Source organism: Kitasatospora sp. NPDC098663, assembly GCF_044760075.1.
In the GTDB taxonomy this organism is placed as follows: Bacteria; Actinomycetota; Actinomycetes; order Streptomycetales; family Streptomycetaceae; genus Kitasatospora.
Genome location: NZ_JBIWAP010000051.1, coordinates 1 through 19,497, shown reverse-complemented (window position 1 = coordinate 19,497; position 19,497 = coordinate 1). Strand labels below are relative to the sequence as shown.

At 72.1% G+C, this 19,497-nt stretch carries 13 protein-coding genes and 2 pseudogenes; 8 read left to right on the top strand and 7 right to left on the bottom strand.

Annotation, left to right across the window (positions count from 1 at the left end; translation table 11 throughout):
- The first annotated feature begins 1 nt into the window (after position 1).
- Positions 2-1,729, top strand: coding sequence for an ABC transporter ATP-binding protein (locus ACIQVZ_RS36185; RefSeq protein ID WP_402456123.1), 1,728 nt, complete (start codon positions 2-4; stop codon positions 1,727-1,729).
- A gap of 76 nt (positions 1,730-1,805) precedes the next feature.
- Here the strand turns inward: ACIQVZ_RS36185 and ACIQVZ_RS36180 are convergent, their stop codons facing one another.
- Complete coding sequence (locus tag ACIQVZ_RS36180; RefSeq protein ID WP_350884975.1) at positions 1,806-2,333, bottom strand: NUDIX hydrolase family protein; 528 nt, start codon at positions 2,331-2,333, stop codon at positions 1,806-1,808.
- A gap of 286 nt (positions 2,334-2,619) precedes the next feature.
- On the opposite strand from ACIQVZ_RS36180, the gene ACIQVZ_RS36175 reads away from it, so the two are divergent.
- The 4 genes from ACIQVZ_RS36175 to ACIQVZ_RS36160 all read left to right on the top strand — a co-directional run bounded on the left by ACIQVZ_RS36175 (position 2,620) and on the right by ACIQVZ_RS36160 (position 7,187).
- On the top strand, positions 2,620-3,438 hold the full coding sequence (locus tag ACIQVZ_RS36175; RefSeq protein WP_402456080.1) for a BTAD domain-containing putative transcriptional regulator: 819 nt from the start codon (positions 2,620-2,622) through the stop codon (positions 3,436-3,438).
- Between the two features lie 83 nt (positions 3,439-3,521).
- Positions 3,522-4,310: an SDR family NAD(P)-dependent oxidoreductase gene (locus tag ACIQVZ_RS36170; protein WP_350884904.1), complete on the top strand. Its 789-nt coding sequence runs from the start codon at positions 3,522-3,524 to the stop codon at positions 4,308-4,310.
- A 62-nt stretch (positions 4,311-4,372) separates the two neighbouring features.
- Complete coding sequence (locus ACIQVZ_RS36165; protein WP_402456078.1) at positions 4,373-6,679, top strand: condensation domain-containing protein; 2,307 nt, start codon at positions 4,373-4,375, stop codon at positions 6,677-6,679.
- 28 nt (positions 6,680-6,707) lie between these two features.
- Positions 6,708-7,187, top strand: coding sequence for an SRPBCC family protein (locus tag ACIQVZ_RS36160; RefSeq protein ID WP_350884898.1), 480 nt, complete (start codon positions 6,708-6,710; stop codon positions 7,185-7,187).
- Between the two features lie 138 nt (positions 7,188-7,325).
- On the opposite strand, the gene ACIQVZ_RS36155 is transcribed toward ACIQVZ_RS36160, so the two are convergent.
- Positions 7,326-8,912 (bottom strand): FAD-dependent monooxygenase, encoded by a 1,587-nt coding sequence (locus ACIQVZ_RS36155; protein ID WP_402456076.1) that lies wholly within the window; start codon positions 8,910-8,912, stop codon positions 7,326-7,328.
- A gap of 77 nt (positions 8,913-8,989) precedes the next feature.
- On the opposite strand from ACIQVZ_RS36155, the gene ACIQVZ_RS36150 reads away from it, so the two are divergent.
- The gene (locus tag ACIQVZ_RS36150) at positions 8,990-9,532 is read left to right on the top strand and encodes a CGNR zinc finger domain-containing protein (protein WP_350884892.1); all 543 of its coding nucleotides are present in this window, start codon (positions 8,990-8,992) and stop codon (positions 9,530-9,532) included.
- Positions 9,533-9,777: 245 nt separating this feature from the next.
- Here ACIQVZ_RS36150 and ACIQVZ_RS36145 read toward each other — a convergent pair whose 3' ends face one another.
- The 4 genes and pseudogenes from ACIQVZ_RS36145 to ACIQVZ_RS36130 form a co-directional block, all read right to left on the bottom strand.
- Entirely contained in the window at positions 9,778-10,851 is a 1,074-nt protein-coding gene (locus ACIQVZ_RS36145) for a PIG-L deacetylase family protein (protein WP_402456073.1), read from the bottom strand.
- A gap of 507 nt (positions 10,852-11,358) precedes the next feature.
- The gene (locus tag ACIQVZ_RS36140; protein ID WP_402456125.1) at positions 11,359-11,805 is read right to left on the bottom strand and encodes a hypothetical protein; all 447 of its coding nucleotides are present in this window, start codon (positions 11,803-11,805) and stop codon (positions 11,359-11,361) included.
- On the bottom strand, positions 11,727-12,017 hold the full coding sequence (locus tag ACIQVZ_RS36135; protein WP_402456071.1) for a transposase: 291 nt from the start codon (positions 12,015-12,017) through the stop codon (positions 11,727-11,729). Before ACIQVZ_RS36135 ends, ACIQVZ_RS36140 begins: the two co-directional genes overlap by 79 nt.
- Positions 12,018-12,071: 54 nt before the next feature.
- Positions 12,072-13,448, bottom strand: a pseudogene (locus ACIQVZ_RS36130) (rhodanese-like domain-containing protein); the annotation flags it as partial.
- A gap of 644 nt (positions 13,449-14,092) precedes the next feature.
- Here ACIQVZ_RS36130 and ACIQVZ_RS36125 point away from each other — a divergent pair.
- A complete protein-coding gene (locus ACIQVZ_RS36125) occupies positions 14,093-18,121 on the top strand; it encodes a hypothetical protein (RefSeq protein WP_402456069.1) in 4,029 nt (1,342 codons plus the stop codon).
- Positions 18,122-18,326: 205 nt separating this feature from the next.
- Here ACIQVZ_RS36125 and ACIQVZ_RS36120 read toward each other — a convergent pair whose 3' ends face one another.
- Positions 18,327-18,833 (bottom strand): rhodanese-like domain-containing protein, encoded by a 507-nt coding sequence (locus ACIQVZ_RS36120; RefSeq protein WP_402456067.1) that lies wholly within the window; start codon positions 18,831-18,833, stop codon positions 18,327-18,329.
- A 322-nt stretch (positions 18,834-19,155) separates the two neighbouring features.
- Between ACIQVZ_RS36120 and ACIQVZ_RS36115 the strand changes: the two are divergent.
- Positions 19,156-19,497, top strand: a pseudogene (locus ACIQVZ_RS36115) (hypothetical protein); the annotation flags it as partial.

Here is a 19,497-nt window from a genome sequence, read left to right as displayed (position 1 = left end):
CCTGACTCCTCCCCTGGTCGACGTCCGGGACCTGGTCGTCGACTTCCCGGTCGGCGACGGGCACGTACGCGCCGTCGACGGCGTGGGCTTCACCCTGGAGGCCGGGCAGGCGCTCGGCATCGTCGGCGAGTCCGGATCGGGCAAGAGCACCGTCGCCTACGGACTGCTCGGCCTGCACCGCGGCACCGGCGCCCGGGTCGGCGGCTCCGTCCGGGTCGCCGGCGTCGACGCCGTCACCGCCGAGGGCGACGAACTGCGGCGGCTGCGCGGCGGGTTGGCGGCCATGGTGTTCCAGGACCCGCTCTCCGCCCTCGACCCGTACTACGCCGTGGGCGACCAGATCGCCGAGGTCGTACGGGTCCACCGGGCCGTCTCCCGCCGGGCCGCCAGGGCCCGGGCCGTCGAGGTGCTCGGCCGCGTCGGCATCCCCGATCCGGCGCGGCGCTCGCGGTCGCGCCCGCACGAGTTCAGCGGCGGCATGCGCCAGCGGGTGCTGATCGCGATGGCCCTGGCCTGCGAGCCGCGGCTGCTGGTCGCCGACGAGCCCACGACCGCGCTGGACGTCACCGTCCAGGCCCAGATCCTCGACCTGCTGCACGAGTTGCGGGCCGAGACCGGGGCCGGGCTGGTCCTGGTCACCCACGATCTGGGGGTGGTCGCCGGGAGCGTCGACCGGGTGCTGGTGATGAAGGACGGCCGGGCGGTGGAACACGGCCCGGTCACCGAGGTGCTGGGCGCGCCGCGCGAGCCGTACACCCGCGCGCTGCTGTCGGCGGTGCCCCGGGTCGACGCTCCGGGCGCCCTGACCGGGCCTGCCGGGCCTGCCGGACCCTCCGGACCTGCCGGACCTGCCGGAGGCACCGCCGCCGACGGAGTCGCCGAGCGCACGGACAGCGACGTTCTGCTCGAAGCCACCGACCTGCGCCGGGAGTTCGCCACCCGCGGCGGCCTCACCCGCCGCGCGGCCCCCGTGGCCGCCGTGGACGGCGTCTCGCTCACCGTGCGCGCGGGCGAGACGCTGGGCATCGTCGGCGAGTCCGGCTCCGGCAAGACCACGCTCGGGCGGATGCTGGTCCGGCTGCTGGAGCCGACCGGCGGCCGGCTCCACTACCGCGGCCGGGACATCGGAGCGCTCGGGGAGAAGGAACTGCGCCCGCTCCGGCGGGAGTTGCAGATGGTCTTCCAGGACCCGGTGTCCTCGCTCAACCCGCGCCGCAGCATCGGGGAGTCCATCGCCGACCCGCTGCGCATCGCCGGTGAGAGCGACGAGCGCCGCATCCGCGCCCGGGTCGGCGAGCTCCTCGAACGGGTGGGCCTCGACGCCGACTGGTACCACCGCTATCCGCACGAGTTCTCCGGCGGACAGCGCCAGCGGGTCGGCATCGCCCGGGCGCTCGCACCGCGGCCGCGACTGATCGTCTGCGACGAGCCGGTCTCCGCACTGGACGTCACCACCCAGGCCCAGGTGGTCGCGTTGCTCGGCGAGTTGCAGCGCGACCTCGGCCTCGCGCTGGTCTTCATCGCCCACGACCTGGCCGTGGTCCGGCAGGTGAGCGACCGGGTCGCGGTGATGCGGGCCGGGCGGATCGTGGAGCAGGGCGACGCCGACGCCGTGTACGACTCCCCCCAGCACGCGTACACCAAGGGCCTGCTGGCGGCCGTGCCGGTGCTGGACCCGGTCGAGGCGACCGCCCGGCGCACCGCGCGCCTGGCGTCCGCCGGAGCCTGACGGGCTCCCCGACCAGCCCTGACCGACTCCCGGCCGGGGCCCGCATCCGGCGAGGTGCGGGCCCCGGCCGGAGGGCTCAGCTCAGGCAGCCGACGTGCGCCAGAGCCCGCTTGAGCAGCGCCCCCTGACCACCGGGCATGTCCTGCTGCACCAGCGGGGAGGCGGCCTCCTGCGGGCTGAACCAGACCAGGTCGAGCGCGTCCTGGCGGGGCCGGCAGTCGCCGGCCACCGGCACGACGTACGCCAGCGACACCGCGTGCTGGCGCGGGTCGTGGAACTCGGTGATCCCCAGGGTCGGGAAGTACTCGGCGACCGTGAACGGTTGCAGCGAGGCCGGGATCCGGGGCAGTGCCACCGGGCCGAGGTCCTTCTCCAGATGGCGCAGCAGGGCGTCGCGGATCCGCTCGTGGTGCAGCACCCGGCCGGAGACCAGCGTGCGGCTGACCGTCCCGTCCGGTCCGATCCGCAGCAGGAGGCCGATCTGGGTGACCTCGCCGGCGTCGTCGACGCGGACCGGCACGGCCTCGACGTACAGGATCGGCATCTTGGCGCGGGTGGTCTCTAGTTCCTCGGGGGCGAGCCAGCCTGGCGTGGTTTCCGTCATGTCAGCCATTCGCCGATCGTACGTTCCCGGGCCCCGTCCGCGCCGGGCGCCCCGCCCGTCACACCGTCGGCCGCCGGCCCGCCGCACCGGCCCGCCGCGCCGCGCCGCCCGGAGGCGCCCCACCAGAGCGCCCGGAACCGCGCTCGACGGGCACTTGAGGAATCCGGCCCCCACCCCTCGGCCCAACTAGGGTGCGACGCGTCCGCCCCACCATTCCGTCGACCCGAACAAGCAGCCGAATGACGCCCACCCGAGCGGACGCCCCGCGCCCGAGAGGAGAACCGCCATGCACCTCAAGGTCCTCGGCCCCCTCACCGCCGACCTCAACGGCATCTCCGTCGTCCCCACCGCCGCCAAGCAACGCCAGATCCTGGCCCTCCTCGCGCTCTACCCGAACCGCATCCTGCCCACCGCCACCCTGATCGAGGAGATCTGGGGCGACGACCCGCCCAGACAGGCGCTCACCACCATGCAGACGTACATCCTGCAGCTGCGCCGCCGAATCACCCAGGGCCTCGGGCCGACCCCGCACATCACCGCCAAGGACATCCTGACCACCCGGCACGGCGGCTACCAGCTCACCACCCACCCGGACAACCTCGACGTCCACACCTACAGCCTGCTCACCACCCAGGGGCAGCACGCCTTCAACCACGGCCACGACCACCAGGCCGCCACCCACTTCCGGCAGGCCCTCGCGCTCTGGCACGGCCCGGCCCTGGTCGACGTGCGGCCCGGGCCGATCCTCGCCATCGAGATCATGCGCCTGGAGGAGAGCCGCCTGATCACCCTGGAACGCCGTATCGACACCGACCTGCGGCTCGGCCGGCACAACGAGCTCATCCCCGAACTCACCCACCTCACCCACCAGCACCCGCACCACGAGGGCCTGCACGCCCAGGCCATGGTCGCGCTCTACCGGGCCGGCCGGCAGACCACCGCCCTCGCCACCTACCACCACCTGCGGCACCGCCTCACCACCGAGCTCGGCATCCAGCCCTCCCCGCACCTGCAACACGTGCACCACGCGATCCTCACCCTCGACCCCGCCCTCAACACCCCGACCACGGCCCACCCGACCACCTACAACCTCTACCCGGCCTGAGCTCCCGCCCCGACCACCCCACCGACCCCGACCACCCACCACCGGCCCGAGCTCCCAGCCCGCCCTCACCCCCAGGACCCGCCATGACCACCGCACCCGAGCAACCCCTCGCCCTGATCACCGGCGGCACCCGCGGGATCGGCCTCGCCATCGCCCGCGAGCTGGGCAGCCGCGGCCACCGCCTCTTCATCTGCGCCCGCACCGGCCCGCACATCACCGACGCGCTGGCCACCCTGCGCGGCGAGGGCCACCGGGCCGACGGCACCACCTGCGACGTACGCGACCCCACCCAGGTCAGCGCGCTGATCCGGCGCGTGGTGGCCGAGCACGGCCCGATCACCGTGCTGGTCAACAACGCCGGCCGCACCGGCGGCGGGCCGATCGCCACCACCACGGACGAGCTCTGGTACGACGTCATCGACACCAACCTGAACGCCGTCTTCCTCGTCACCCGGGAGACCCTCAAGCACGGCCACCTCACCGGCACCGCGCACCCGCGGATCATCAACATCGCCTCCACCGCCGGGAAGCAGGCCGTCACCCTCGGCGCCCCGTACACCGCGAGCAAGCACGCCGTGATCGGCTTCACCCGGGCACTCGCCAAGGAACTGGCCCCGACCGGCACCACCGTCAACGCCATCTGCCCGGGCTACGTGCACACCCCGCACACCACCCGGATCCACCACGAGTACGCCACCGCCTACAACACCACCCCCGAGACCATCCACCAGCACTTCCAGACGCACATCCCGCTCGGCCGCTACACCACCCCGGAGGAGGTCGCCTCGCTGGCCGGCTACCTCACCTCCCCGACCGCCGCCAGCATCACCGCCCAGGCGCTGAACGTCTGCGGCGGCCTCGCCACCCAGTAACCCCGGCGCAACCCTGGCCGGCCCACGGGAAGGAACCGGGCTCCGGTGCCCGCTGATCAGCGATGACGAACCGTCACTTCTCCAGCGCACCCGTCACCCTGCTGGTGGCCGGCGCCCCGTCGCCCGAGCCCTGCCTGCCCGCCGCCCGCCCGCCGAGACGGCTCGACACCGGCGCGGTCAACGCCGCGCTGGCCCGCACCGCCACCCGCCCGTTTCGGCCGCCGCAGCCGCGCGGGGCCGGCCGGCCGCCGGAGTTCCTGCTGGTCGAGCTGCAGCAGACGTACGAGGCCGACGTGCTGCGCGCCGCCCTGCGCGCCGTCGACGGGGCCGGTCCCACGCCCCAGGACCGGGCGGACGCGCTCTGGGAGCGCACGGTGGACGGCCCCGACGGACTCGACCGGGTCCTGGCCGACCTCGGACGCGCCCTCGCCGCCGGAGTGCGGCTGCGCGCCGTCCTGGTCGAGGACCGCCGGCACGGCCTCCGGCGCCTGTTCGTCGGCATCGCCGCCGGACCGTCCGCGCGCGCCGCCGCACTCGTGGAGCGGCTGAGGGAGGCCCTGGCGCACCCGCCGGAGCCCGTCACGGTGCCGACCAGCGCGCTGCAACGGGAGATGCTGCGCCAGGTCATCGGGCGCGCCGACCACGGCGGGCGGCACGTCGAACAGCTGTCCTGGAACTGGCACGGGCCGCTGGACACCGCCCGGTTCACCGCCGCCTGGCAGTCCGTGTTCGACCACGAGACGGTGCTGCGCGCCGCCTTCGACTGGGACGACACCGCCGGCGACCCCTGGATGGTGCTGCACGAACGGGCCGTCCCCGACGTCACCCGGCACCCGCACGGCGCGGTCGGCTGGGACGACCTGCTGGAAGCCGACCGGCACCGCGGCTTCGACCTGCGCCGACCCGCCCTGCTGCGCGCCACCCTGCTCGACTCCGGCCCGCAGGACGCGGACGAAGGGCCGGTCACCCGGGTCCTGCTCACCTACCACCACGCGATGCTCGACGGCTGGAGCGTGCGGCTGCTCCTCCAGGCCTTCTATCGCGCCTACCTGACCGGCGGCGTCCTGCCCGGCGGCGAGCGCCGCCCCGACGTCCGCGACCACGCCCGCTGGCTCGACGCCCAAGGGAGCGACGCCGCCCGGCAGTTCTGGGCCACCCGGGCCGCCGCCGGCGCCGTCCTCCCGCTCGCCCCCGACCCGACCCGGCGCGGCAGCGGACGCGCCCGGCGCCGGCTCACCCCGTACGAGGCGGTCCGGCTGCGCGGCTGGGCGGCCGACTGGGGGGCGGGCGAGAGCAGCGCCCTCCAGGCCGCCTGGGCGCTGCTGCTCTACCGCGCGGCGCAGCCCCACGAGCAGAGCCGTCCGGCCCGGGCGGTGCGGGTCGGCTTCGCGGTGACGGTCTCCGGGCGGGGCATCCCGCTGGACGGCATCGACCGACTGCCCGGCGCGCTGCGCAACCCGCTGCCGATCTCCGTCCGGGTCCACCCGAGCACGACGGTGCCGCAACTGCTCGCCGCCCTGCGCGACGGCGTGCTCGACCTCGCCGCCTACGAGTGGGTCTCGCCCGGACAGGCCCACCGCTGGAGCGCCACCCCGCGCGGGCAGCGGCCGCACAGCCTGGTCGTCCTGGAACACCAGCCGACCGCCCCGCACCACCTGCGGCTGGAAACCGACCTGGCCGCGCACGGCATCCACGTGGAGAACCCCGTACCGGCCGGCACCTTCACCTCGTACCCGATCACCCTCGCCGCCCACTACGACGCCACCGGCGGACTCGTCCTCACCACCACCCACGACCGCGCCCTGCTGGCCGACCGGGACGCCGTCGAACTCCTCAGCCAGAGCGCCCACCTGCTGCGCACCTTCCCCGACCTGCCGAGCGGGCTCAGCACCTCGGAGGTGCTGCGCTCCACCCTCGCCGGACACCCGGCGCCCCGGCCCGGCGGGCCCGCCGACCACCCGCCGGGCCCGGACGGCCCGACGGACGGCCCGGCCGTCCGGCTGGAGGTGCTGCGCCGGGCCGCCCGCCCCGGAGCGGGCTGGGTGCTGCTGCTGCCCCCGCCCGACGCCCCGCACACCCGCTACCCCGGCACCGCGCGCGGCTGGCCAGGGCCGCAGGCCCTCGGCGTGCTCCGCCCGGCCGCCGGCCCGCCGTCACCGGCCGCCTACCGCCCGGTCCTGGCCCCGCTGCTGGAGTCCCCGGCCCCGGTCGCCCTGGTCGCCGCGCCCGGCAGCGGCGTCACCGCCTACGAGGTCGCCCGGCTCGGCCCGCAGGCCCGCCCCCCGCTGGTCGTCCTGCTCCCCGACGACGCCGCCCCGTCCGACCTGTTCGCCCTGGCCCCCCTCCTCGGCGGCACGCCCCCGCCGTGACGCCCTGCCCGCAGCCGTACCGTGAGGCATGGCCCGCTTCGTCCTGACCCGCCGTTCGCCCCTGTCCCCGGCCGTCTGCTGGGAACAGCTGACCGCCTGGCCCCGGCACGGGGACCGGGTGCCGTTCACCCGGGTCACCGTGGTGCGGGGCGGTGGCGGGCGGGCGGGGGACGCCATCCTGGCCCGGACGGTCATCGGGCCGTTCCGGTTCGACGACCCGATGGAGATCGTCGGCCTGACCGCCCCCTCGGCCGGGCGCGACGGGCTGTGCCGGCTGGAGAAGCGGGGCCGGCTGGTACTCGGCTGGGCCGAACTGCGCGTGCGGGCCCCCGGCCCGGACACCGGGCAGGCCGGGGAGACCGGCGGATCCGAGGTGACCTGGACGGAGGAGCTCCGGGTCGCGCGCCTGCCCGCGCTGTTCGACCCGCTCGTGGCCCGCGCCGGGCGCCTGGTCTTCGGCCGGGTGCTGGACCGGTTGCTGGAGCCGGGGGCGGCGGCTGCGGCCTGACGTCGCGCCGGAGCCGTCACGGCCGGCGGACGTACCCGCGCGGGTCGCCGTCGACCGTGACGCGGTCGTGCTCCGCCGGCGTTCGGTGACGGGGCCGGCCGGTGGCGCCGGGCCGGCCGGTGGCGTCGGGTCGGCCGCCTACGCCGACAGGATCCGCCGCAGGACTTCCCGCAACTCGGCGCCGTCGGCGGGCGGGTGGGGCGCCTGCCAGGCGATGTGGCCGTCGGGGCGGGTGAGGAGCGCGCCGGTGGCGGGGAGGCCGGAGAGACCGGGCCAGTCGGCGGCGGGCAGTGGCCGCAGCACGACGGGCAGGCCTGCCGCCGCGGCGGTGTCGGCCTGGTGTTGCCAGGCGGGATCGCCGGCGGCTGTGAGCAGGGCGAAGCCGGGGCCGACGAGGTCGAGCGTCGACGCCGCCCCGGGGAGTCCGGCCGGGCGCAGGTGCGGGAGGCGGCCACCGGGCCCGCCGTCGGGGTGCTCGCCATCCGGGTCCAGCGGCGGGCGGGCGGGGGCGTCGGGGTCGGCGTGGACGGCGGTGGACCGGTAGGCCGCGGTGAGCAGCAGTTCGTCGTCGATCCGGTAGCCGGTGCGGGCAAGGGAGTTGGCGAGGGACAGGTCGATGACCTGGCGGGCGACGGGGCGGCGCTCGGCCTGGTAGGTGTCCAGCAGCGCTTCGCCGGCCGACCCGGCCACGACCGCGTCGAGCTTCCAGGCCAGGTTGTCGGCGTCGCCGATGCCGGTGTTCATGCCGTGCCCGCCGGTGGGGGGCGTCACATGGGCCGCGTCGCCCGCGAGCAGGACCCGTGACCGGCGGTAGGTGTCGGCGAGTCGGGCGTCCAGCCGCCAGGTCTGGGTGTCCCGGACGGTGACGTCGAGGTCGGGCAGTCCGGCGGCGTCGCGCACCAGCCGGGCCAGCTGCCGGTGGTCGCCGAGGAGGTCGGCGAGGTCGCCGCGCCCGGGGTCGTAGGGGTGCTGGTAGATCCAGTGCCGGTCGTTGTCCACGGCCAGGAAGCCGCCGCGGCCGGGCTCGGTGAGGAAGTAGGACGCGCTGGCCCGGTCGGCGACGACTTCGCCGAGCGGCGCCTCGAAGCGGATGCTGAGGAAGTGGCCGAGGCCGGTCGGCCCTGCCATGGCGATTCCGGCGCCGGTGCGGACGATGCTCGCGGCGCCGTCGCAGCCGATCAGCCAGTCGGCGCGCACGGTGTGCCGGTCGCCGGTGGCCCGGTCCTCCAGCACCGCGTGCACGCCCTCGCCGCCGCCTGCGGATGCGCCGGCGGCGGCGGGCTCGGTGAACTCGGTGAAGGAGAGCAGCCGGGTGGCGAACCGCACGCCGTCCGGGGCGAGTTCACGGGCTCGGCGCAGCAGCACGGCCTCCAGGGCGTCCTGCGAGCAGATGAGCCCCGGCGACGGGGTGCGCTCGGCGCCGCCGTCCGGGGCGGCGGCCACGCCGGTGCGTACGAAGTCCGGGTCGACGAGGTCGCGGCCGCGGTAGAAGAAGACGTGCGAGGCCGGGAGCCCGGCCTGCCGGACGTCGGCCTCCAAGCCGAGCCTGCGGAAGATCTCCATCGAACGCGCGGACACGCCACGGGCCTTGGGGTGGCGGGAGGTGCCCTGGTGCGCCTCGACGAGCAGGTGCGGCACGCCGTACCCGGAGAGCAGGAGCGACATGGTCAGGCCGACCGGGCCTGCGCCGACGATCAGGACGGGCGTCGTTGCCGGGAATCGCATGCCACTCCTTCGTAACGCCTAATTGTGGATTTCGACGTTACCATGGGGTGCGCAAACGATCGGAAGGGGCGCACCCCATGACCCAGGACCACGACGGCGGCAACCCCCGCGGCCTCCACTTCGTCACCGAGCTCGCGAACACCGTCCGCGCCGACCCCGAGGCGGGCGCCGCCGACCTGCAAGCCCTCCTGGAACGCCACGGAGGCCCGCCCTTCCGCCTCACCGACGCCGACGCCCGCGAGCTGCGCGAGGCCACCGCCCCGCTGATCGGCATCCTCGCCCTCCACGACGAGGACGAGGCGGCCGAAGCGATCAACACCCTGCTCGACCACTACCCGGCCCGCCCCCGCCTCGTCCGCCTCCCCGGCCGCCCCTGGTCGATGCACACCCAGGCACCCCCGACCGCCGGACTCACCCACTGGCTGCTCTCCACCTCCGCCCTGGCCCTCGGCCTGTGGCTCAGCGAGCGCGGCACCTGCGCCTGGGGCGAGTGCGCCGCCCCCGACTGCGACCGCTTCTTCATCGACACCGGCCGCCGCACCCCGCAGCGCTTCTGCACCCCGCGCTGCGCCACCCGGGTGCGGGTCGCCGCCCACCGGGCCCAGCGCGCCACCGGCTGACGGCCCGCCCCTCCCCCACCGTTCAGTCGGCCGAGGCGGACCTCCAGGCCGCGTAGCCGCCGAGCAGGTCGCAGGTGGCCCGGCGGCCGTGGTGGCGACGGCGGCGGCCGCGCGCCGGGGGTGAACGGGCATGAACGGGCTTTCCGTCGAGGCGTGGTGCAGCGCTCGACGACCCGACCGGCGGTTGGGAAACGAACCGCCCGGGGCGGTCGGCGGTGCGGCGCCGACACGCGCCCGGCGGTCCGTCAGGACCACCCCCACTGCGGCTTGCCGCTGTACTTGCCCCCCTTCTTGAAGCCGATGTCCCCGTACTCGTAGTCGTCGTTGGGGACGGCGAAGACGTACTCGTGCGGGTCGGCCGCCGCGCCCTCCAGCTTCTCCGAGGCGCTGTGGTAGCCGAGCGCGTAGAGGTTCTTGGACGGCTTCCAGGTGTTGTAGCAGGCGATGGCGTTGAGCTTGGTCTGCATGTGGGCCGCGGGGATGTTCAGCACGTAGGCGGCGCCGTTGCCGCGGGAGGCGAGCGGGTAGTCGTAGGCGTAGACGAAGTTGAAGCGCACATCGGTGAGCTTGCCCGCCCTCGCCAGCTGCACGGCCGCGTCGGAGATCGCCTTGTGGGTCGCGCTGACCTCCAGCCAGCCCGCGGTGAACTTGTGCGAGGCACCCGGGTACTGATCCGCGATGGACGCGATCTTCGACTTGACCGTCTTGGTGAACTTCTCGAAGGCGTCGTCCCCGTTCCACGCGGAGTCGGAGATCTTCAGGTTGATCACCTTGTCGACGCCGAGGACGGCGGCCGAGGCCATGAACTCCGCGGTCCGGGAGGGCACGATCATGCCCACACCGTCGGTCGGCCAGTCCAGCCCATGGGGGCCGTGAGCCGCGCAATGGTTCTTCTTGCGCAGCTCGCACTCCATCTTCTCGCCCTCCTCGTCCTTCTCGTTCATGATCCTCGCCAGCCCGTCGTTCTCGCCCAGCGTCACCAGCACCAGGTACACGGGCCGTCCGGCAGCCTTGTGCTCCAGGATCGACCCGGCCAGGCCCAGCACCTCGTCGTCCTGGTGCGGCGAGTAGAAGATCGCCGGGGCGGACGCGGCCGAGGCCTTGCCTCCCGTCAGGCCGGTGCCCAGGAGCGTTGCCCCGGCCAGCGCACCCGCCGTCAGCACCCGCCGCCGGGACAGGCCCTCGCGGCCGATGTCGGCCATCGCCGCCTCCTGCCGACCCCACCGGGCCGTCCCGTGCTCCGCACCGCCCAGCCCGGCGGGACCGGCACCGGTGGAAGCCGAGGTGTCGAGGCGGTGGCGGAAATGACGATCGGCCATGGGCAGGCTCCTTGGACACGGCGCCACGAAGGCGGCACGGGGGCAGTACGGGAATGAGAGTCGAAGGTGACGGCGGCCCGCCCCACGGGCGAGCCGCCCGGCGGACGAACCACCAGGTCACGCCCCCGACACTACGAAGCGCTCTCGCCACCGGGCGTCACCCACCGGAACGAGGACCAGGCTCCCGTTCCCGCCCCGGCCCGGCACCCTGCTCCCCGGTCCCGGCCCGCCCATCGGCAGGGGTGGCTGCCGGTGCGTCGTACCGGTTCCGCGGCCGGTGGATCCGTTCTGCCGGACGCCCCGCCCTGCCCCGCCCGTTCGTGCGGGAGCACGGGACGTCGGACCGGCGACTCTGCTGGCGAAGTAGCTGATTGGGGTCAGGCCGCGAGGAGCCCAGGTCCGCGCGGAATGCTCGACTTCCAGGCCTTGATCCTTCGAACTGAGCCTGGTTCGCGCGACCCGATCGCGCCGGCTCGGAACCAGTCCTGCCTCTATCCCGCCAAGCAGCTACGGGCGTTCATCGGCGCGAACGCTGGACGGGCCGCCCTGCTCCCAAAAATCGTACAGCGCCTTTTCCATGTCGGCCTTTAGCTCGTACAGCTTCCCCGACAGAAACTGCTCATGCTCCGACAGGAAATCGCCTGATGCGGCTCGCTTCTGCAAGTCGCCGATCGTCTTCGCCAGGATTTCAACACTTATATTGGCTGCTTCGTTGTAACCGTCCGCAAACTCGTCATCAAGGCGCCTATTTCCCGACTTCCTCGCATGGTCGATGAAGTCGCCGATGAGACCTTTCGCGTTCATTGAACCCTCCCCGCAACTGATGTTGCGCCTGATGCTACTTGAAGATAAATCGATGGCGCTGGATGAGATGTTCACGAGGACGCTCGCCACGTCGTCCAGCAGTTCGATGGTGCAGGGCCGGCCACCTGCCGGCTGTGGGTGCTCACCCACAGCCCGAACCTCTCCGACAGGTCCATCCATGGAGTGCCAGTACGGTACTTGAATGCGATCGCGTCGATCAGCTGCCGGTGATCGCGCCACAGATCACCCCGCTTCGACGTCCGGTCCGGCAGCAACGGCTCGCCTGATGCCGCGCCAGAAAAACAGCAAAAGGTCAGCAGCCGGCGTCCCACTCCGAGACCGGGGTGGCGCCCTGAGGCCATGCGGCGAGGCACTGCCTTCGGGAGCTTCCGAGGCCTGGGTGGAAGGTGCTGGGGTCAGGGTCGGGCTGAGTGAGTGAGGGTGTGCCAGGCGCCGTAGCCGCCGAGGAGGTCGGAGACGTCGGGGTGGCCGTGGTGGCGGAGCAGGCTGGCGGCGGTGGAGGAGCGGTGGCCGCTTGCGCAGTGGACGACCAGGGGGCGGTCGGTGGGGATCTCGTCCAGACGGGCGAGGAGTTCGGCGAGGGCGATGTGCAGGGATCCTTCGACGGAGCCCGCTTCGCGTTCGCCACAGGTGCGCACGTCCAGGACGGTGGGGGGCCGGTCGCCGGTGAGGGCGGTGCGGAGTTGGTCGGCGGTGAGGCGGTTGGCGGGGGTGAGGTCGTCGGCGAGGGCGGGCAGGGCGTTGCCGGGGTTGCGCAGGTAGCCGGCGATGTGGTCGAAGCCGATGCGGGCGAGGCGGGTGACGACCTCGTTCTCGCGGTCCTGCGGGGCGATGATCGCGATGGTGCTGTCGGGGGTGAGGACGGTGCCGGCCTGTTCGGCGAAGCGGCCGTCGAGGGGGACGTTGATGGCGCCTCGGATGTGTCCGGCACCGAAGTCCTCGGGGCTGCGGGCGTCGAGGACGACGGCGCCCGCGGCGCTGGCCTCCTTGAAGCCCTCGGGGCACAGCGGACGGGCGGCGTTCGCGCGGTCGAGCAGCGGGCGGTCCTGCCGGTTGAGGGCGGCGTCGTGGCCGAAGTAGGCGGGGGCGGCGGACTGTCCGGCGGTGACGATGCGAACGAAGGTGTCCTGGTCCATGGGCTGGCAGGCGTAGTTGGTGCGGCGCTGGGTGCCGATGGTGGACCGCTTCTCGGTGGAGAGGTTCTTGCCGCAGGCCGAACCGGCGCCGTGGGCGGGGAAGACCAGGGTCTCGTCGGGCAGGCCCATCAGCTTGCGGTGGACGCTGTCGTAGAGCATGGCGCCGAGTTCGTCGGCGGTGACGCCGGTGGAGGCGAGCAGGTCGGGGCGGCCGACGTCGCCGATGAACAGGGCGTCGCCGGTGAGCACGCCGTACGGGACGGTGTCGTCGGGCTGCTCGAAGACCAGGATGCTGATCGACTCCGGGGTGTGGCCGGGGGTCTCCATGATCTGGAGGCTGACGTCACCGAGGACGATCCGTTCGCTGTCGGCGAGCTTGCGGATCGGGTACTCGGTCTCCGCCCGCCGCCCGTACCCGATCCAGGCGCCGGTGCGGTCGGCCAACTCCAGGTGGCCGGCCAGGAAGTCGGCGTGGAAGTGGGTGTTGATGACGCCGACGACGGTCAGGCCGCGCGCCGTGGCGTCGGCGACGTACTCGTCGACGTCGCGGCGGGGGTCGACCACGACGGCGCGGCCGGTGCGCTCGTCGGCGATCAGGTACGAGGCCTGGGAGAGGCAGTCGAGGTAGAACTGGGCGGACTACATCGACCGATCCAGTAAGCGGATCGTACAGGCGAGCGAGAGGCAGGGGAAGAAGGTGAGGTCCGGGCGAGGTGCGTGGCTAGGCGGATAGCCAGGTGCACGGCAGATACTGCTGGCGCCTTGGACATGAATACGCTGACCTGCGGAGATGCCTCGCCGATCGGCTGTCAGGGGTTACCACGTGACGAATCTGAAACGATCTCGCCCGAGTCGCACGAGGGAGCCTAGAGCAGACCTCCGGACGTCCCATCGCAACACCGGGCGGATGATGAGCGCTCTCATGTTTTCGCATGTACAGCAGGGTGTACTCATCCCGATGCTGACCTCTTGCTGACTCACCTGACGGAGCGTCGACTCGCGACTGTTCACTCCCGTGGCCGCGCACCCTGACCGGGCAGCGCCCGGCCATCGTCGACAGCGGGCCGATACTGGCCACCGCATGTGGCTGAAGCCGATGGCTTCGCTGAAGGAGGATCCGAAGCGAGACGCACATGCCCGCCGAGAGACCGGCACCGGCGACGGAAGTGGTTTGAGGTGTTGTCGGCCGTGGTTGCGGCCAGGCCCGCACCGCCTCCGGCCACCAACGTAATCAACACCTGCTGGGGCGGGAACGTACATCGAACTGCGATGATTGGTCGATGGTCGGTGAAAGCGGTTCGTCACGCAAGCAAGTTCGGCCCTCCATTCGTATTCAGCAGGACAATCCGGACAATGAGCCTGCCGAGGCGCTGTGGATGGCGACGCGTTCAGGAGCTCAAGCCGGCCGCGGATTCCACTACCAGGATGCTGTCGGAGCATGGCTGTGCGGCCGTGTTCTGTCCGGGAAGCTCGACGCTGATCGCGTCGTCCCGGAGGGGCTGGAAGACCTGTGCTGCGAAGGGCCAACCCCCTGGCACGTGCAGGTGAAATCCCGCCAGGCACGAATCGGTGACTTCACCGTTGCCGACGTTGCCGGACACCTCCTCGCTATGGCCCAGGCTCATGCGAAACGCCAGGATGCGGGAGTGACCGGCCGATCGCTCTTGGTCCTCGAACGTCCGGTGAGTGGCGAGTGGTTCACCCGCTGGGGTCAGCCGTTGAGCAGTCTGCCGCACGATCACCCCCTGGTGCGGTCCGTCAAAGCGAAGGCACTTCGGGCCGGACTGAGCACCGAAGCGATCAACGCTTGGCTCGATATGGTCAGTCTTTATGTACTCCCGTGGCGTGTTGCGGCTGAAGAAGCCCGGGCCACGGTCGTGCAACGTCTCGGGCTTCCTCCCGCGCCGGCGGAAGCGGTGGTACTGGCCCTACGCAACGCCGTGGCGGGCCATGCCGACGCCAATGCCTCGAACAGCCTGGTGGAGGCAACCGGGCTGAGCCGCACGGGTATCGAGTGCGTCGTGACCGAGGTCGCGGAATCCATCGATCGCACATCCTTGGAAGAAGCACTGGCCGAAGGTCTCTGCGAACCGGTGGACTTCGACCGACCACTGCACTCGGACAGGTTCTACGAGGGTGTCGAGGTTCAACCCGGGCATGTCGCGGCGGGTCTGCCGACTCCGCGACCGCTCCTGACCGCCCAGGTCGCCGAGGCGGTCGCCCGGGGGCAGAGCGTTCTCGTGACGGGCCCCTCCGGAGTGGGAAAGTCCGCCGTGATGTGGACCGCCGCCTATTCGACGAGGCACGTGCTCTGGTACCGGATCAGACGACTCCGGGCCGAGGACACCGCTCCGCTGGTACGGCTCGCGAAGGCCCTGAAGCCCTCGTCTCGGTCCCCGGTCGGGTTCGTGGTGGACGGAATCGGAATCGGCACGGCCGAAGCTTGGGACATCCTCCATCGTGAGCTCGCTCCGCTTCCCGGTGTTCTGCTGCTGGGCTCCGTCCGGAGCGAGGATCTACTCCCCCTGCGAAGCCGTGCCGAATGCACCCAGGTCACGGTGACACTCGACGAGGAGGTCGCGGAGCAGATCCACGCCGGGCTGTCCGCCTCCGGCGCTACAGCGGCTCCGCACTGGCGGGAGGCGTACGACGCGGCGGGCGGACTGACGCTGGAGTTCACCCACCTCCTCACCCGTGGACGACGACTGTCGGACGTCCTGTCGGAGCAGGTCGAACGACGGGTCGTCGAAGGACGGCAAACGGAGATCGAGATCCTGGCGAGGATCTCCGTGGCCCATCGGTGGGGTGCCGACCTGCCCGTGCGGTCGCTTCAGCAGCAACTCGGGGTCGGGGACAGGGACTTTCGCATCGCGCTGTCCCGCCTGGCCGAAGAGCATCTCGTCCTCGAACGGATGGGCCGCCTGTCAGGGTTGCACCAGCTGCGCTCGGGCCGGCTGGTCGATGCCGTGCATGCGGTGCCGCCACCGGTGCTGGACGACACTGTGGTGGCGGTGATGCAAATGGTGTCGGATCCGCAACTGCAACCGTTCGTCGCCGGTGTCCTCGCCGACTGCCCCGATCTGGATTCCATTGTGCTGGACCAGGCGGTGGTCGAACTCCGGCGCAGATCCGGCGCCTCGGTCGTGACCGGCGTTCTTCAGGCTCTTCGGTTGGTCGACGCCAGACGCTGCGCCGACGGCTGGGCGTTGATCCTAGACAGGCATCGGGTTGCACCTGCGTTGCGGCGCACCACCTTGCAGTTCTCGCTGTTGGATGGGGATCCGCTGCCCATGCTGAAGCCCGAGATTGCCTCGGCCATGGCCGAGATCCGTGCGGCCGGCGAGGTCGGCTTGCCGCTTCGCGATGCGCTGGCGAAGCAGTTCGGGGCAGACGCAATCGGCCGCCTACTGGCCCAGTGCGACGAGCCGAGCGAGGCACAGAAGCTCCTGTCTGTGCTCGCCGGATCAGACCTGGATTCCGAAGGTTGGTCGACGGTGGTGTCCGACTCGCCCTTCGGCCGACTGCTGGCAACGTCGCCGGCCGACTCGCTGGGAGAACTCCTTGGTGCGGCCCGCGCGGTCTCAGTCCCGTTGGCCGAGAGCCTTCTGGAGGTGGCGGGCGGTGAGGAAAGCGTGTTGAGCCGCTTCGGGGCCTACTCACCGTGGCTGACAGAAGCATCCGTGATAGAACGCGACGGCGGCCCAGTCGCCTACGCCCGCCTGTTGCACGTGTCGGATCAGGCCCATCCCGAGGTGGAACAGGACGTGGGGACGCTCGGGCAACTGCTGCTGCGCTGCCTGCCGCGGTGCGAGAGCGTAGACGTCCAGAACCTGTTGCCCGGTGGGATTCCCCTGAGGATCGGCGACTACACGAGCGGGATCAGCCTTCTGCCTCGTCAGAACGACAGGTCACCGAGCCAGGTGGCATGGACTCGTACTCAGGCCCTGATCGGCGCGGCAGCGGCCGGCACCACCGACTGGACGACTCGAACGGCCACGGCGGTTGCCATCCTCCCTGCATTGCACCTCTACCTCGCGACTCTGACCCGGGTCTGGTGCACCGGTCGCGGTCGCCCGCAGGACGCCGCCGAGCTTCGTGCGACTCACGCGATGCTCCAGGCCTGGGCCGACTCGCTGACACTACCCGCCGACACCGCATTTCTGTCCTCGCTGCCGGTTGGCAACACCGTTCCAGGTAGTGGCGCCGATCACCTGCAACTGCTCGTCGACGGCATCGCCAAAAACCTCACAAGCCGACTTCCCGAATCTCAGAACGACCGGGCACTCGCGTCCTATGTCTGGAGCAATCTTCGGAAGCAGATCTCGCACGTACGCACTGCGGAACGCTGGCATCTCATCGGGCAGGAGCCGCCGGACGTCCTTGACCAGTTGGAGGAGACCCTCACCGACCTGCACGCCGTTCTCGCGGAACTCACCTGGGGCAGCCTCGATCCGAAGCAGCTCAGGGCCGAGGCTCGATCGGGGCCCTCCGCTCGGGCCCTTTCCCGTGCGGCGGAGCTGGCTCGCAGGACCGCCAACACACGCGCCGAGTCCGTTCCGCAAGCACTTCGCACAGGCGCCCTCGCCATGGGGTTCCGTGCCCAGGTCTATACCCGACCGGTCCACGACGCCGACGGAGCGGAATGGCCGGCTCTGGAGCTGGCCGTGGGCGTGGAGCTTGACGATCTCGCCGAGTGGCAGGTGGCAGTGGAGCAGCTGTGTACGCTCCTACGACACGATCCCGGCTCGCAGGGCTTCCGCAGAGCCGTCCTCCTCGTGCCGCTGATCGGTGGCAAACCGGTCAGGCTCGTGGCACACCAACTCCAGAGCACGCTATGGCCGGGTACTGGTCTCTTCGACACCTGGAAGGCGGCGCTTCCCGAGGCGCACCCCACTCCCCTCGCCGATGCCGTCGTCGAGGCCCACCAAGCGTTGCAATGCCTCTCCGGCCTCATCCACCTTGTGACCCTACGAGACACGGACCAGCGGCATCAGTCCATCGCCGACCAAGCCGTTGAGCAGTTCCAACGGGCGCACCACGTGATCACGCATCTCCGGCCGGGAGACCCGGTCATCGGCGAAGTCGCGGGCCTTCTCAACGGGCTCGCCCGCCGGGTGGAGAGCGAGAGCGACACTGGGGTCGACCGCCGAGACACTGAGGATCCAAACCTCGCGGTTGCCATCGCTCGTGGCGCCATCACCCAACCGACGGAGGACTTCCTTCAGCTGAGCGGTCTGATCACGATCGCCATACAGTGGGATCTCGATCCCGACCGCGCGGCGCGGATCCTTACCGAGCTTGACAGCTGACCTGAGTCAGGGATTCGGTGGGCAGTAGGCGGCGACTTTGTCGAGGATCTCGTCGGCGATGAAGTCCCGGAGGAGTTCGGGATCTCCCTGCCGCGCCAGCGCGGCCACGACCCAGCAGGGGAACCACCCCGAGCCGGCCGAGGAAATCCAGCCTCGGCGCCGCATCCCAATGAACCACAGTGGGCGGGGATAGCTGGGCTCAGCCTCAGGCGGGGTGGGTGAGGGTATGCCAGGCGCCGTAGCCGCCGATGAGGTCGTAGGTGTGCGGGTGGCCGTGCCGACGCACCAGGCTGGCGGCTATGGAGGAGCGACTGCCGCCGGCGCAGTGCAGGACGACCCGGCGGTCGGTGGGCAGTTCGCCGTGGCGGGCGGGGAGTTCGGCGAGCGGGAGGTGGAGCGAGCCGGGGCTGGCGCCGACCTCGCACTCACCGGCGAAGCGGTCGGCGTGGTCCGCCCCCAGCGCCCGGATGAGGCATCCCAGCCGACGAACTCGCCCTCGTCCGGCCGGACCTGCGCTCCTTGCCGCTCCCCGACGTGGCGAGGCGGGCGATCCTCCGCGTGCAGGACCACTGGCCGGCCCGTATGTCCGAACGGCCAGACGGCCGGTCGCCGGCCACCCTGGCGGCGAGCAGGAGTACCTGCCGACGCCAGGACGCCGGCCTCGGCCCGTCTGACCCGCAGGTCCGGGCCGCGGACGTGCTCCCGCGGACATCACCGGCCCGGCCGGGAGGCCGGTCCTCTCGACGGTGCCAGGGCAGCGGCCGGCCCGCCGGATGCGGCCCCGGCCGTCATGGGGATGGACGCGCCCCCGCTCTGCCGCCGAGCCCCGTCCGGAGCAAACGGCGCGGCCGAAGTCCGTTCGCGGGGGCGTGCGGCGCTCGGCCCTTTCGAGTGCAGGATTCCCGTTGCGGGCTTGCGGCGCCCGGAGGTGGGTTTCGGTCCGGTTGCCCCGTCGGCTCGGCTCGCTTCGAATGAGGTGAGGAGGTCTGCCGAGCCTGCACGGCTACCGGCGCGTCCGGGAGCGCGCGCACGCGATGAGCGCCCAGGGCCAGGCCGGGCGGATCCTCGGCCACCTGCTGGGCTACCTCGACTCCGGCCGCGGCCGGCCGGATGCGCCGCGCGTCCTGGCCAACCGTCACGGCCAGTACCTCCACCTGATCGGGCACTCCTTCGGCGGCCGGTTCCTCTGCGAGGCCGTCCAATACGCGGCCGACCCCCCTGGTGCTGAGCTGGTCCTCTCGGCCCGGCGACCCGAGCCATCCGTTCACCGTCGACAGCGCCCTAGTGCTGCTCCGCGCAAGTTCGTGGAGGGGTCAGGCCCATTCCTTGAGTGGAGTGCCCTGGTAGGTCCAGTGGAACGGGCGGGCATGTTCGTT

What these genes read in the sequence shown, in the direction of transcription:
- ACIQVZ_RS36180 (WP_350884975.1), bottom strand. Translation starts at nt 2,333, where the DNA reads ATGACGGAAACCACGCCAGGCTGGCTCGCCCCCGAGGAACTAGAGACC.
- ACIQVZ_RS36175 (WP_402456080.1), top strand. Translation starts at nt 2,620, where the DNA reads ATGCACCTCAAGGTCCTCGGCCCCCTCACCGCCGACCTCAACGGCATC.
- ACIQVZ_RS36170 (WP_350884904.1), top strand. Translation starts at nt 3,522, where the DNA reads ATGACCACCGCACCCGAGCAACCCCTCGCCCTGATCACCGGCGGCACC.
- ACIQVZ_RS36165 (WP_402456078.1), top strand. Translation starts at nt 4,373, where the DNA reads ATGACGAACCGTCACTTCTCCAGCGCACCCGTCACCCTGCTGGTGGCC.
- ACIQVZ_RS36160 (WP_350884898.1), top strand. Translation starts at nt 6,708, where the DNA reads ATGGCCCGCTTCGTCCTGACCCGCCGTTCGCCCCTGTCCCCGGCCGTC.
- ACIQVZ_RS36155 (WP_402456076.1), bottom strand. Translation starts at nt 8,912, where the DNA reads ATGCGATTCCCGGCAACGACGCCCGTCCTGATCGTCGGCGCAGGCCCG.
- ACIQVZ_RS36150 (WP_350884892.1), top strand. Translation starts at nt 8,990, where the DNA reads ATGACCCAGGACCACGACGGCGGCAACCCCCGCGGCCTCCACTTCGTC.
- ACIQVZ_RS36145 (WP_402456073.1), bottom strand. Translation starts at nt 10,851, where the DNA reads ATGGCCGATCGTCATTTCCGCCACCGCCTCGACACCTCGGCTTCCACC.
- ACIQVZ_RS36135 (WP_402456071.1), bottom strand. Translation starts at nt 12,017, where the DNA reads ATGGCCTCAGGGCGCCACCCCGGTCTCGGAGTGGGACGCCGGCTGCTG.
- ACIQVZ_RS36125 (WP_402456069.1), top strand. Translation starts at nt 14,093, where the DNA reads ATGGTCGGTGAAAGCGGTTCGTCACGCAAGCAAGTTCGGCCCTCCATT.
- ACIQVZ_RS36120 (WP_402456067.1), bottom strand. Translation starts at nt 18,833, where the DNA reads ATGTCCGCGGGAGCACGTCCGCGGCCCGGACCTGCGGGTCAGACGGGC.